Consider the following 14,457-nt stretch of genomic DNA (forward strand, 5'->3'; position numbering starts at 1 on the left):
AGGGTTGCTCAAGGACTGCGTAGCCACATGCGGATGTAATCGACTTCGAACGTGGAGGGCAGGTCAGCATCGTCGACCACGCCGAACCATTTCCACATGGCCTCACTGTCAAAGACGATCTGCATGGGGTAGAAAAAGTGGTCGTTCTTCGACTCCCTGACCAGCACGCCATCGACGTACCAGCGCAGGGTGTCGGGCTGCCAGTCGAAGCCGTAGACATGAAAGTCACTGGCCAGCCGCCAGGGGCTGGTCCAGGTGCTGCCGTTGGCGATATGTTCGGTGCTCTGTGGCGTGGCCCAAAGGTGGGCGTTCATGTTGTAGGCGCGGTCTGAAGCCGCGTCTTTGGTCTTGCCGCCGATTTCAAAGATATCGATTTCGGTGGCGTTGTTGGCCATCCCTGTCCATGCCAGCCAGAATGCGCTGGAAGCTGCAGAGTTCATGGGTTTGGCCCGTGCTTCGTAATAGCCGTAAAAGCCGCGTTCGAGGGTACGAACCATCGCAGAGGTGTAATCCTTGAAACCGAGCTGGACGTACTTTTGCGGCAGGGTTTCCTTGCGAAAGACAATCTTCAGATGGCCGTTGCTGACGCTGGCATTGCGCTCGGTGAACAACGCCGGTTTGCGTCCCAGCGATTCGTTGCCGACAGCATTGTTGACGTGCCAGCGTGTGCGGTCGAGGGTGGTGCCATCGAACTCGTCGGACAGTGTCGTGTTGAGCAACCACCGGCCGGCATTGGCTTGATCGGACAACGGCAGATCGGTATGGATGTGGGACGGCAGAGCGTCCAGGGGACCGACACGTGTCCAGGTATCGGCCTGAACCGGTATGGCCACGGTCCACTTGTCTGCCAGGTATCGAAATACGCGCTGGCGCTCCGCGAGCGAGGCAAGCGGGCGGTCATACACCAGGACTTCGGCGATGTCGCCGCGAAAGTTTTCGGCATTGCCGACGGCATTGCGCCCCACGCCATACGGTCCCAGTGGCACGTCCTGCAGTTCAAGGACAGAAACCGTCGGTTCATAGGCACCGGTTTGCGGCAGGCTGACAGCGAAATTCGGCAGCACGTTATCGTTGCTGGCGGCTTGCGGCCGCGAACTGAACAACCGTTGCCAGGGATCGACCCCGGCCTGCTCTGGCAACCGGCGGGACACGATCAGTACGGTCGCAGACCCTTTGGCCGTGCGCAGTGCCCGGCCCAGTAATCCCGAGTTACCGCTCAAGCGCACCACCGCCTGGCCATTGAGGCTGTTCTCCATCCGTTGTGGCGGCGAAGAAGCGCCATCGACTGTCGCATCATTGGCCTTGCCTGATTTGTCGCTCCAGCGCTGGAGACGGTTCTGCGCATCCAGGCTCATCGTCGACGCGTCGGCGGCGTCCAGCCACAACACGAGCCCGGTACTCGGCACAGAAGAAGGCGCCTGCGCGGCGTTGCTTGCCAGCGAAACCGAAAACAGCGCGGCCAGCAGACATTCCTTGAACATCGGCATCACTTCACCGCAACGGGTGCCGGAATCTTGAATGAAGATTGATACCCCTGCGGATTGCACGACTGCCAGCGCCAGGTATCGGTGATCATTTGTTCCAGGCCGCGCTGTGCGCTCCAGCCCAATTCGCGTCCTGCCTTGCCCGGATCGGCCCAGCATTTGGCGATGTCACCGAGACGTCGAGGGGCGAAGCGGTAGGGAATGCTGATGCCGGTGATGTCCTCGAAACTGTGGATGATCTGCAGCACGCTGTAGCCAACGCCCGTGCCGAGGTTCCAGAAGTGAATCCCGTTGTTGTGCTGCAGCACTTGCAGTGCCTTGAGATGCCCGATGGCCAGGTCGACCACGTGGATGTAGTCGCGCACGCAGGTCCCGTCCACGGTGGGATAGTCGCTGCCGTACACCGTGAGTTCGGGTATCCGGCCTATGGCAACCTGGGTCAGGCACGGCAACAGGTTGTTGGGGCGGCCCCTCGGGTCTTCGCCGATCATTCCGCTTTCGTGGGCGCCGATCGGGTTGAAGTAACGCAATAACCCGATGCTCCAGCGCGGGTCGGAGGCGCACAGATCCGTCAGCAGCTCTTCGATCATGAGCTTGGTGCGGCCGTAGGGGTTGACCGGTTTGCCAGTGCCGAAATCTTCGGCAATCGGAGTATTTTCCGGCTCTCCGTACACCGTGGCCGAAGAACTGAATACCAGTTGGAATACGTTATTGCGGGCCATCGCCTGGCACAGGTCGAGCGTGCCGGCGACATTGTTGGCGTAGTAGTCCAGCGGCTTGCGCACGCTTTCCTCGACGGATTTGAGACTGGCAAAGTGCACCACGGCCTCGATGTCGTACCGGCTGAAGATATCGTCGAGCAGCACCGGGTCGCGAATATCGCCCTTGATGAAGTCGACGCGGGTCAGGGTCAGTTGTTCAAGGCGCCGGATGCACTCTCGACAGCTGTTGCACAGGTTGTCGAGCACCAACACCTTGTGGCCGGCGTTAATGAGGGCCAAAGCCGTGTGCGAGCCGATGTAGCCGGCCCCGCCAGTAATCAACGTGGTTTTGCGCATGATGAGGTCTTCCTGTCTCGGGGACTGAACTCAGCGGGAGGTGAAAACCGATTTGAATTCCTGTGGCCAGTGCGGGTGCATGACGCTGTAACCCACGGCATAACTCAGCACGCCGACCACGATGCTGCCGATCAAGTGCAGATAGCCCTGGAGTCCCAGCTGCGGTAGCACGACCAGCACGGTTGCAGCCATGACCAGTGAAGCGATAACGCTGCGGTAACTGGCTTCGAAAAAGCCGCGCCAGCTGTAACCGACCGCCGTGTTGAGGCCACGGATCTGCAGCGGCGTAATGACCAGCATTCGCGCAAGCAGAGCGCCGGCTGCGGCCATGCCGCCGTACAGATTGCCGAGGGTGTAGACCAGCGCCAGGGCCAGCGCGGTGGTCAGCACTTCGGCCTTGATTGTGAGGTGGCTGCGGTTGACCGCCACCAGTGCGGTGGTGGCGTACATGGCGCTGTTGCCGATGGCTGCCGTGCAGGCCAGCACTTGCAGCAGAGGAATGGCTTCGGCCCATTTGGCGCCGAAGATCAACAGGATCAGATCGTTTGCCGTGAGTGCGATGCCGATGAACAGCGGCGTCAGCAGAAAGCCGCTGACAGCGGTTGAATCGCCAATGATCCCGATCAATCGTTTGGGCTCTGCGCTGCGCCGGGAGAACGCCGGCAGCGCATAGCTCAGCAAACCGTTGTAGATGGCGGTGCGTGGCAGCTCGATGATGCGCATCGCCATGTTGAACATGCCGACGGCGTTCGCGCCGGCGGTGATGCCCAGAACCACGTTGACCCCGCGCTGCAAGGTTTGCGAGCTCAGCGCGTTGATGGCCACCGGTGCGCCGGACTTCAACAACTCGCGCAGGATCGGACCGTCGATGTGAAAGGGGATGCGTCGCGGGTCTGCGCGCATCAACACAATGATCGACACCAGCTCCATGATCAGCGCCTGGGCAATGACCGCCCACGCACCCAGTCCCCAAAGCGCAACGGCAATCCCGCCGACGCCACCCGCCACCTTGCCCAGCAGCGTGCGCGACGCCAGCATCCTGAAGTTGCTGCTGCGGCGCATCTGCGCCACATAGACCCGCGCCATCATGGTGAACAGGATCTTCAGCGAGGCCACCGCCGTCATCCATTGCAGCAGCGGATCCGGGGTGTACAGCATGACCGCGCCCGAAATGACGCCAATGCTCGCCAGACTGACCAGCACCGCCGCCCAGTAGGCGGTGCTGATGTGCCTGTCCTCCAGTCGCTCAAGCCGGACCAGCGGGTCTTCGAGCACCGACGAGTACACCAGACCGATCAACTCGACGATGGCGATGATTACCGTGCCCACACCCAGCTCGGCTGGCGACAGCAGCCTGGCGTAAGCGACGAAGGTAATCATCGACAGCAGGATCAGGCCGAATTTTTCGGTGAAGATCCAGGTCAATGTCATCAGGCGATGGTTGGCCATGGCGGATACCGGTTCAATGAGCCGTGGTTGACGCCGTTGTCTTGCGCAAGGTTCTGGCGCGGGCATAGAGGTAGCGCAAGGTCGGTTTGCCGCTGGCGAAGATCAGGGCCTGCCAGGAGCAATCGAGCATTCGCCGGTACACGCCGAGGACCTGGTCATGCTCGCCACGTCGGGAAAATGCTTCGAGAAAATCGGTGTGGTTACCCAGCTCGAAATCGATCCGCTGCTGGCGGGTCAGTTGCGCGCCGTAGCGGGCGAGGTACACCTCGATGAAGCGGATTTTGTTCTGGTAGTATTTTTTCGGATTCGCGGTCATGTTGCCGCCATTGACCGTGCGCTCCAGCAGCACCTCCGGTACCGTGTGGATCTCCCAGTGCTCGGCGATCCGGGTCCACATGAAGCGGTCTTCGGAATAACGCAGGCTGGCATCGAAGCCGCCGAGTTGCATGATCACGTCACGTTTGACCAGCGCGGTCGAGACGCCATTGACGACGTTGGCGTGGATGAAATCGTAGAAGTGCCTGCCGTGCTTGAGCCGGTCGTCCAGCTGGCGCCTGCCATCGCTGTAATTGACTTGCGCGTAGCAGTCGATCAGCCCCACCGGCCGGCCCTGGCGGGTGAGTTCGTCATACAGTGCCAGCTGCAATTCCAGCTTGCGCGGATGCCATTGGTCATCGGCATCAAGCATTGCCACGAACGTCTCTGCGGAGTGCCGCATCCCGTGATTGCGGGCGCTGGCCTGGCCTTCGTTGGCTTGCTGCAACAGCGTCAGGCGAAACGGCGCGACGAAGTCTCTGACCCGCTGGGGTCCGTCATCGGTAGAGCCATCGTCGATGACAATCACGTGATCGGGCAGTCGGGTTTGCCGGGCCAGGGACGTCAGTGTCTGCTCGATGCTGTCGGCGCCGTTGTACATCGGAATGACGACGCACACTGAATCTGCTGAACGGGGAGCTTGGTTTGGCACGGTGATTCTCCTTGGGTTACGCGCTGGCGGAATCGCGCGGTAGTGCGCTGCCCGACGAACGCTGACGCAGCGCTGCCGGTGAGGATTCGGGATAGGTCGCGTGGTGGTGCCGGAAGGTCAGGGCCAGCGTGCAGAACACCAGGAACTCGGCGGAGCGGTAGTTGGGAATCACGTAGGCCACATAATTGGTGATGGCGAACAGACCGATGATGACCAGCGCACTGGCGCGAAACCGGGCTGCCTGATTCGCCGTCACGGCGCGGTATTGCTTGAACAGTGCTTCACCGAACATCAGCGCCAGCGCCGTCAACTGGATGAGGCCGCCGTTGAGCAGGGTTTCCATGTAGCCGCTGTGGGCGTTGCCGATGTAACCCCAGCGGGTGATGAACGCATCGGCATCAGGGCTGGACCAGAAGGCGCCGAAGCCGTAGCCCTTGAGAAACTGGCTGTCGATGAAAGGCGCGAGCAGTTCCCAGATCAACGTGCGATCGGTCAGTGACGGGTCGCGACCGGCCATTTCCAGCAGTACCGCAAAGTTGCTGTACAGAAACAGGCAAACCAGCAGGTAAAGGACGGTGCATCCCAGGAACAGCAGCTGTGAGCGATTGATGCCCAGGCGGATCATCGTGAGGAAGTACCAGTAGCTGATCGTGCCGGAAATGATCAGCGCCACGCCGGTGGCTGACTGGGCAAGCAGGATCGCGACCAGCGAAAAGAATGAACAGAAGAGTGCCCAGCGATTACGCTGCCGGATCATCGGCAGCAACAGCACGATGGCGATCGCGTTGAGCCGGGCGCCGGCATTCTTTTCGGCGAAAACGCCTTTGAATGCGCCATCGCGAATGCCCCCGGAGAGGAACGCCACTTCAGGCATGACCACGGCGAGCAACAACCCGATCAATGCCGCTATGCCGATGGCGCAACCGAGCATGAAGGTGATTTTTTCAAGGGAGTAGTTATAGGCAAGAAAACCGGCAAAAAACACCACGCCGAGCAGGGCGATGAACCGCTTGAGACTGAGCATCGGGTCGTGGGACCAGCCGATCGACGCAATGACGCAGAGCAGGAACACCAGCAGGAAGAAGTTGCTGCGATAAAAGGTCTTGCTGAGGAATACCTTGTTGCGGATAAAAAAGAACAGCGGCACCAGCAGGGTGATGAGGCCGCAGACCTGATTGGCGACGTTGCCTTCGAGGTCCTTATTGATATCGCCAAAGCTCGCGGCACTGCCCAGACCGAGCACAAAAGTGATCACCTGTATGTAAAACAGGATGCCGAACACGGTGAAGGCGTCGCGTAACGTCGAATACCTGATCGTCAGTGTGCTCATGATGACGGGCTCCCGATCAACGCTCTGAGGTAGGTCTGCACCGCGCTGGCACTCATGAATCGCGCGGCTGCATCGAGGCGTGACTGACGCTGCAGATCGCGCGGTATGGACAGTTGCTCGGCGATGGCCTGCGCCAGGGCGATGGGATCATCGACAGCTACCAGCGGCGCCACCAGACCACCGACGAGGATGTCTTGCGGACCGTGGGGGCAGCGGGTCGCCACCACCGGTGTGCCGGTGGATAACGCCTCGACCAGCGCGTTGGGACTGCCCTCGAAACGCGACGACAGTACGAAACAATCGGCTGCGGCCACTTCTGCCAGGGGATCATCGGCATAGCCCGGCAGATCGAAGCGCTCCGCCACCCCCAGCTGTTTCGCCTGTTCCAGCAGTGCGGCCCTGAGGGCGCCTTCGCCAAAAATGATCAGGCGGGCACGAGGGTCCGGCAATGCCGCGAACGCTGTGATCAGCGTGTCGAAACCTTTTTGCGGCGCCAGGCGCCCCACGGCGACAATCACCGTGCCGGACTTTTCCAGCAGCCAGCGGTGGCGGGGCAGTCCCGGCGTCTTCTCGCGAAAGTCGTTGTCGAGCACCGGATTGTCGGCAATGGTCACGTCCTGGCGCCGGGCGAGGGTGGTATCGACCAGATCCTGGGCGACACCGCGCGATACACAGATCACCGGGTTGGGGATCAGCCGATACAGCAGCGGTGCCACCCGATAAGCCATCCGCACCATGAAGTCGGGGTTCACGTGCCGGTCATGGGAAAAGGCATTGCGCTCGCTGACGTGCAGCCGGGCCAGCGTGCCGGACAGGGCCGCCGCGACGATCGCCACCACGTTGACGTGGGTGAGAGCCGCCAGTTGGGCGTCAAAGCGATTGGCACGCAGAAATCGCGTGAGTGCGGGCACCGCACGGACGCTGCGCGGGCTGTGCAATTCAACCTTTTTCACCCGCGGGTCGAGATGGGCTGCGTGAATGCCGCCGCCGGTGAGCATCAGCAATGTCACGTCATTGCCCGCATCCACCAGTGCCTTGGCCAGGCGCGCCATCATTTTTTCAGCGCCGCCGGCGCTGAGGTCATGGAGGATGATCAGTAACTTTTTCATTGATTCCAGACCTGGTAATACGCCTGCGCCGCGTACTGACTGGTGTACGGGCGCAGGGTGGCAGTGAGCGTCTTGTCGCTGCAGGAAATGTCATTGCGCAGGGTCAGGTGTCGCAGCATGCCGTCGGCCAGCGCCTGTACATCGTTGACGATAACCAGCTGGCCAAGCCGGCCGTGGTCCAGCAACTCTCTCGGCCCGGTCTCGCAATCGCACGCCAGCACCGGCGTGCCCAGCGCCAACGCCTCGATCAGCACGGTCGGCATGCCTTCTTGCAGGGAGCTCAAAATGAACAGCCGGGCGTGTCTGAGCACGGGATAGGGATTGCTGAGGAAGCCGCTGAAGTGCACCTGTTGCGCGATACCCAATTGATTGGCCTGAGTGACCAGTGCTTCGCGCAACGGGCCATCACCGACGATCACCAGATCCGGCAGCGCTCCGCTGCGTAGCGCCAACGCATAAGCGTCCAGCAGCAGGTGAAACCCTTTGGGCTCGACCAGACGCCCCAGGCCCAACCAGTAGTTGCGGGGGAAACCGGCGGGTTGCGGTGCCTGGGCGGCCTCGAACAGTTGATCGGTGACGACGGCATTGGGGCAATAACGGATGCGCTGCCGCCCCCAAGGCACAGCATCGGCGAGGGTCTGGCGCAGGGCCGAGGAAACCGTCACCACCTTGCCGCTGCCACACAGGTACAAGGTGTAGAGCAGGCGCAGGCTTGAGGGGCCGGTTTTCTGTTCGCTGCAATCGAGTGTCGCGTGGCGGCTGTAGATGACCTTGCAGGCACTGCCCAGGGTGGCGAACCACGTGCAGAGGTTCGCCTGTTCCTTGGCGGAAATGAGGTGGGTGACGCCTTCACGCTGTATGAGCCGGCGCAGCAATACGATGGACTTGAACAGGCCGGCAATGCCGCTGCCACCACCGCTGAAGCATTGAATGTCCCGGGTGTCGGGCATGTCTGCGTTCATGACGAAAAAACTCACACGCCGGCCGTCCTTGAGAAACTGCTCGGACAACCGTTGCTGAACGCGCTCGACGCCACCGCCGGGCTTGAAATCCTTGAGGATAAACAGGATGTGCATGGTCATTCCCCAACGCTGATGGCGACTTTGTGTCGAACGATCATGTTCAGCAGGTGCAGGAAGTTGGTGGGGTAATCGATGAGGTAGCGCTTGATCGTGTGGGGCTCGCGGTACATGCGATAGAACGCGCGCAGGTGCAGTCGATTGATCAGTGCCGGGTAGTACTGCCGCGTCGCCAGGGCTTCTTGCCGGATGAACCCGCCACAGGTGAAGGCGACCCCGCGAAAGCCTGCGCGCAGGGCATCCTGTTCGAACTGCTCTTGCAGTCCGGCGCCCAGGCCGACGATCAGAATGTCCGCTGCACTGCGGCAGATGTCAGCCCGAATGCCTTCGGCCTGGGCGGCGTCGAAATAGCCGTTGTGATAGCCGGCGATGCTCAGTTGCGGATAAAGGGTTTTGATCTTGCTGATGAACAGGTCGAGTTCAGCTTGTCGGGCGCCGACGAAATAGACGCGTTTGCCCTGTTGCTCGGCGCTGCGCAGCACGACGTCGGCTATCGAGGTGAAGTCGAAGCTGACCCGGCCAATCGTTCTGCCGGTGACGCGAGACATGAAGGTCGACATCAGCATGCCGTCGCAGAAATAGGCAACGGTGCTCGGGTTCTGCTCGAAAAAGCTGCCGATCGAGGCAAAGTTGATGAAGGAATAGGCCTGGTTGGCCTCCAGTAATTTCGCCGAGTAATGCCCGACTATCTCCAGCTTGAACATGGCGCGGCTCCTCTCAGAGAACTGAAGGGGTCTGCCGACCCACGGAGACGTAGGTGAAACCGCGTTTGCTCAACCGCTGCGGATCGAACAGATTGCGTCCGTCGAAAATCAACGGCTGTTTGAGCAACTGGCTGAGCCGGTCGAAGTCCGGCGCCCGGAACGATTGCCACTCGGTGACGATGATCAGGGCGTCGGCATTTTTCAGCGCCGCTTCCTTGGTGCCTGTCAGGGTCAGGTCATCGCGCGAGCCGTATAAGCGCTGGGCCTCTTCCATGGCTTTGGGATCGAACGCCTGCACGCTGGCGCCGGCTTGCCACAACGCCTCCATCAGTACGCGGCTGGGGGCCTCGCGCATGTCGTCGGTGTTGGGTTTGAAACTCAACCCCCACAGGGCAAACGTCTTGCCGCGCAGGTGACCGTCGAAGTGATCGAACACTTTGCGGAACAGGCTGGCCTTCTGCTCCTGATTGCGCGACTCCACGGCCTTGAGCACCCGGGCGTCGATGTCTACACCGTTGGCCGCCTGTATCAGTGCCTTCACGTCTTTGGGAAAACACGAGCCGCCGTAGCCGAGACCGGGGTAGATAAACTGGTAACCGATGCGTGGGTCGGCACCGATGCCGTGGCGCACCTTTTCGATGTCGGCGCCGAGCTTTTCAGCGAGGCAGGCCATTTCGTTCATGAAACTGATCTTGGTCGCCAGCATGCAATTGGCGGCGTACTTGGTCAGTTCAGCGCTGCGAACGTCCATGACGATGATTTTTTCGCGGCTGCGATTGAACGGCTCATACAGTTCGCGCATGACCTCTTCGGCACGCGGGCTGTCGGTGCCGATGATGATCCGGTCCGGGCGCATGCAGTCTTCGACCGCGCAGCCTTCCTTGAGAAATTCCGGGTTGGAAACCACGTCGAACATCAGGTCACTGCGACCGTTGTCGGCCAGTACCTGCCCGATACACGCTCGCACCCGGTCACCCGTACCGACCGGCACGGTGGATTTGTCGACGATGATCTGATGCCGATCCATGTTCAGCGCGATGGTCTGCGCCACGCTCAGCACGTATTTGAGATCCGCCGAACCGTCTTCGTCGGGCGGCGTGCCGACGGCGATCAACAGCACATCACCATGGTGAACGGCGTCCACCAGGTCTGTGCCGAACCGCAGCCGGCCGCTTTGATAATTGTCACGCACCAGGCTTTTCAGGCCGGGCTCGTAGATCGGCAGCGTGCCTTCTTTCAGCGCCTCGACCCTGCTCGCGTCGACGTCGACGCAGAGCACGTTGTGCCCGACCTCGGCCAATGCAGCACCCTGGACAAGGCCTACGTAACCAATACCGAATACGCTCACATTCATGGTCGAACCTCAGGTCGTCGTGACGGTTATCAACGGTCGGGCAGGGGAGCGGCAGAAGTGGGACAGGGGCTCAATAGATGTTTTTCGAGAACAGCGTGAAGGGGGTCTTGATAAGGATTTTGATGTCGAGCCACAGCGACCACTGGTTGATGTAGTTGAGGTCCTGGGCAACGCGCAGCTGCATTTTTTCCACGGTCTCGGTTTCGCCACGGTGGCCGGTGATCTGGGCCAGCCCGGTGATACCCGGCTTGAGGCGATGCCGGGCCATGTAGGCGCGCACCTTGCCGGTGTAATAAATGTTGTGGGTGACGGCATGCGGGCGCGGGCCGACCAGGGCCATCCGGCCGGACAGGACATTGAACAGCTGAGGCAATTCGTCGATGGAACTGCGGCGCAGGAAACCGCCGATCGGCGTCAGGCGGTCATCGTTGCGGGTGGCCTGGCGAACCTCCTGGTCGTCGTGGACGTGCATGGAGCGAAACTTCCAGACCTTGATCACTTCACCGTTGCAACCATGACGGTTCTGCTTGAACAGCACCGGGCCTGCGGAGGTGAGCTTGACGGCAACGGCCACCACCAGCAGCAAGGGGCTGAGCAGGGCAATGGCCAGGCCGGCGAGGCTGCGTTCAAACAGATCCTTGCAAAACAGGCTGGCAGGGTGCGAGCTGAGCAGGCTCTCGTTGAGGTAGATGGCCGGCATCCGCTCGATTTCCGAGATCGAATGGTTGAGCAACACCATGCTGCCGAAATCCGGGATCCACACCACGTCGACATTCATGTCCAACAGGTCGATGTAGAGCGCTTCGATGGTGGCGGCATGGGCCATCGGCAGCACGATATAGACGCGACGCACTTCCAGGCCCGTGATGATCTCGCGGATGGCGGAAACATGGCCGAGCAACGGCAGAATGCTGGGTGCGGGGCCACTGCTGTCGGCAGCGGCGATGAAGCCCAGCACCAGCGCGCGGTTCGGCAGCGACAGTTTTTTCGCCAGTTCATGGGCCGTCGGGCAGGTACCGATGATCACCGAGCGGCGTCCGTTGCAGACCCTGCGCGAATACAGACGGGCCAGGTAATGCAGAGGCAAAAAGCTCAAGGCCTGAACCACGAAGCCCAGCACCGCCCAGACCATGATCACCTGGCGTGAATAAATGGCGCTGGTCTGGGTGAAGAACGCAATCGCCGCCAGAACGGCCAGCAGGATCAACCAACCGGCCAGCAACCTGCCAAGCCCGACCAGCAAGCCATGGCGCTTGTGGTAGACCTGCATCACGCTGTAGATCGGCACCGAGCCGAGCACGGTCAGAATGATCAGGATGCGGTATTCACTGGTCAGACTGCCGACGCGCCACTGCACGAGCAGCATCAACAGCGCTGTCACCAGCGACAGTGCGCACAGCCACTGGCCCCAGAACGTCAGGCCTCGGCGGTGTGTCATGTGAGCGGTATAGAGCGACGTCATGGGCTTAACCTCAAGACAGCATTCATGCATCAGCGCGAATCGAACAGGCACGAGGTGCCTCCCGATGGCTTTTCCGTAGCTCGGCGGAGGTGAAGCGAGTGGTGCGTTGGCAGAAGAGGGCGTAGCGGCGGGCGTATGCGCCCGATGGTTACCTGGGCGCGAAATCGTAGTTATAGAACGCCCGGGAGTGGTGGTAGCCGTACTTGCGCGCCTTGCGCAGGTCGACCTGGTTGAGCACCGTGCCAAAGACCGGCACATGGCTTTGTTGCAACATGGCAATCCCTCGCTGAACCTGGCTGATCGAGGTGCTGTCAGCCTTGACGACATAGATCACCGCATCGGAATGTCTGGCCAGCAACAGCGCGTCACTGATCATCTCCGCAGGGGGTGAGTCGATAATGATGTGGCGATAACGTGATCTGAGCGCCTCGAGCATGCGCGCCATGCGCGGCGAGCTGAGCAAATCCTGTGGCGGTGGCTGAACCGGGTTGAGCGGATCGCCAGGGGACGGCAGGCGCGGCGCAACGAACATATCCAGCGACGGCGGCAAGACCTTCCCGGCCGGCAGCATGTCCAGATTGCCCACTGAAACAATGCAGTCTTCAAGCCTGGCCGTGCCGGCAATGACATTCGCCAGTCCGGGGCTGTCCGGCGGAAAATCAAAGTTCAGCGACAGGGTTGGCTGACGCATGTCGGCATCGATCAGCAGCACGCGTTCCAGCGGTGTCAGCGAACTGGCGAGGTTGGTGGCGATGGTGCTTTTACCCTCGCCGGCAACCGTGGAGGTCACGAGCACCACTTGTGACGGTTTTTCGCTGCTTTGCAACATCAACCAGGTGCGCAGGTTGCGAATGGTCTCGGAAAAACGCGGGTTGTCGTTGTCCTCGAACAGGCGCGCCAGTTGCCGGCGACTTTTCTTTATCACCAGCGGCACGACGCTGAGCAGTGGAACATTCAACACGCTCTCGACCGTCTCATCGGTTTTGAAGGTATTGCTCAGACTTTCGAAGAGCAGTGCCAGCCCGACGCCGATGACCGCAGCGACCAGCCCGACGATTGCGACAATCAATGTCTTGCGGGGTTTGCTTGCGTCGACTGGAACGATGGCCGGGTCGACGATGCGCACTTTCGTCGAGTCCATGTCGGCGGTGGCCGTGGTTTCTTTCAGACGGGTGACGAAGGTTTCATACAGCGCGCGTGTGCTGTCGACCTCACGCTGGAACTCGCGCAACTGGAATTCTTTGCGCGCGATGTCCTGGATTTGCGCCTTGTTGCTATTGAAGGATTGACGCAGCGACGCTTCACTCGCCGTGGCGAGCTGGTATTGCCGCTCGATACCGGCCACCACTTGCTGGACCTGCAATTGCAGGCTGGTGGTGGCGGTGCGCAACTCGGTTTGTGCGGAAATCAGGCTCGGGTGCTTCGGACCGTAGCGTCCCGCCAGTTCATCGACCTTGGCTTGAGCCACAGCGCGATCGGCCTGGAATTTCTGCACCAGGGGATTGCTCAAGACCGCAGGCACGCTGGAGAGCCGGCTCAGATCGCCGTTGCCCAAGGCCTTGGCCTGCCGATACTCGCTCTCGGCTTCAGCGCGGTTGCGACGGGCGTCGACCATGCGGTTACCGGTCATTTCCAGTTCGTTGGCGCTGATGGTGGCGACGCCTCCAACATCCACCAGACCTTGTTCTTCGCGGTAACCCTGCAGTTTTTTCTCGGCCGCACGCAGGTTATCGCGCAGCTTGATCAGGCGAGTGTTCATCCACGCCGTGGTGGTTTGCGATGATTTCTCGCTGGTATCGAGCTGGCTGTCGGTAAAGCCCTGAGCCAGTGCGTTGGCCGCCGCCGCTGCGAGAACAGGGTCTGGCAACTCGACTTCGATTTCGAGCAGCTGGCTTTTGCCAACGAACTTGACGCTGGTGTGCAGCATGAGGTTCTGCGTGACCTGATTGAAGACCTCTGCTTCAGTGAGCTCCTCTTTCTTCGGCGGTAAAAATCGACCCAATCCCGGGATCCATTGATCAAGGTCCAGATTGGCCAGCCATTGGCGCGGAGCAAACCAGGGCTTTGGCTGCTGGCGCGGGTCGGTGACCGGGTGGGTCGTCAGGCCGAGTTTTTTCACCGCGCGTTCGGCGAGGTCCCGCGATTGCAAGAGCGCCTGCTGGGTCTGCAAGTAATCAGTGGCGTTGCCGCCTGAGTCCTTGACTTGCTGGAAGGACATCAGAGGAGGTGTCTTGTCGTTGAACAGCAGGGTGGTGCTGCCAATGTATTGCGGCGTGATGCTGGAGACCACAGCGGCCGCCAATGCGCAGCTCAGCAGAACCAGCCACCCGATGCTCCATTTGGCGCGCCAGATGACCCTCCACAGATTGAGCAGATCCAGGGTGTCCTTGTCTTCGGCGTGCTGCGGATGCAGATGCGCTTGAAGAGGACGTTCGACGTAGTTGCTAGGGCTGTTGTCCAT

General features: G+C 60.8%; 11 protein-coding genes. All 11 read right to left on the reverse strand.

Annotated features, from left to right (window positions below; genetic code table 11):
• Positions 1 to 8: 8 nt before the first annotated feature.
• The 11 genes from K5E37_RS19980 to K5E37_RS20030 all read right to left on the reverse strand — a co-directional run bounded on the left by K5E37_RS19980 (position 9) and on the right by K5E37_RS20030 (position 14,457).
• A complete protein-coding gene (locus K5E37_RS19980; RefSeq protein WP_260404347.1) occupies positions 9 to 1,481 on the reverse strand; it encodes a family 16 glycosylhydrolase in 1,473 nt (490 codons plus the stop codon).
• A 5-nt stretch (positions 1,482 to 1,486) separates the two neighbouring features.
• Complete coding sequence (gene galE, locus K5E37_RS19985) at positions 1,487 to 2,542, reverse strand: UDP-glucose 4-epimerase GalE (protein WP_221534938.1); 1,056 nt, start codon at positions 2,540 to 2,542, stop codon at positions 1,487 to 1,489.
• Between the two features lie 30 nt (positions 2,543 to 2,572).
• Positions 2,573 to 3,991: an oligosaccharide flippase family protein gene (locus K5E37_RS19990; protein WP_221534939.1), complete on the reverse strand. Its 1,419-nt coding sequence runs from the start codon at positions 3,989 to 3,991 to the stop codon at positions 2,573 to 2,575.
• Between the two features lie 13 nt (positions 3,992 to 4,004).
• Entirely contained in the window at positions 4,005 to 4,958 is a 954-nt protein-coding gene (locus K5E37_RS19995; RefSeq protein WP_221534940.1) for a glycosyltransferase family A protein, read from the reverse strand.
• A gap of 16 nt (positions 4,959 to 4,974) precedes the next feature.
• Positions 4,975 to 6,288 (reverse strand): O-antigen ligase, encoded by a 1,314-nt coding sequence (locus K5E37_RS20000; protein WP_221534941.1) that lies wholly within the window; start codon positions 6,286 to 6,288, stop codon positions 4,975 to 4,977.
• Positions 6,285 to 7,397, reverse strand: coding sequence for a glycosyltransferase (locus K5E37_RS20005; protein ID WP_221534942.1), 1,113 nt, complete (start codon positions 7,395 to 7,397; stop codon positions 6,285 to 6,287). Before K5E37_RS20005 ends, K5E37_RS20000 begins: the two co-directional genes overlap by 4 nt.
• Positions 7,394 to 8,473, reverse strand: coding sequence for a glycosyltransferase (locus tag K5E37_RS20010; protein ID WP_221534943.1), 1,080 nt, complete (start codon positions 8,471 to 8,473; stop codon positions 7,394 to 7,396). The genes K5E37_RS20005 and K5E37_RS20010 overlap by 4 nt, the downstream gene beginning before the upstream one ends.
• 2 nt (positions 8,474 to 8,475) lie before the next feature.
• The gene (locus K5E37_RS20015; protein ID WP_221534944.1) at positions 8,476 to 9,180 is read right to left on the reverse strand and encodes a WecB/TagA/CpsF family glycosyltransferase; all 705 of its coding nucleotides are present in this window, start codon (positions 9,178 to 9,180) and stop codon (positions 8,476 to 8,478) included.
• Between the two features lie 13 nt (positions 9,181 to 9,193).
• Positions 9,194 to 10,534 carry a UDP-glucose/GDP-mannose dehydrogenase family protein gene (locus K5E37_RS20020; protein ID WP_221534945.1) on the reverse strand — a complete coding sequence of 447 codons (1,341 nt, stop codon included), beginning with the start codon at positions 10,532 to 10,534 and terminating at the stop codon, positions 9,194 to 9,196.
• 70 nt (positions 10,535 to 10,604) lie between these two features.
• Positions 10,605 to 11,996, reverse strand: a complete 1,392-nt coding sequence (locus tag K5E37_RS20025; protein ID WP_115077992.1) for an undecaprenyl-phosphate glucose phosphotransferase — start codon at positions 11,994 to 11,996, stop codon at positions 10,605 to 10,607.
• 148 nt (positions 11,997 to 12,144) lie between these two features.
• Entirely contained in the window at positions 12,145 to 14,457 is a 2,313-nt protein-coding gene (locus K5E37_RS20030) for a GNVR domain-containing protein (RefSeq protein WP_085603542.1), read from the reverse strand.

Origin of the sequence: Pseudomonas sp. RIT778, assembly GCF_019718735.1 — a bacterium.
GTDB lineage: Bacteria > Pseudomonadota > Gammaproteobacteria > Pseudomonadales > Pseudomonadaceae > Aquipseudomonas > Aquipseudomonas aphyarum.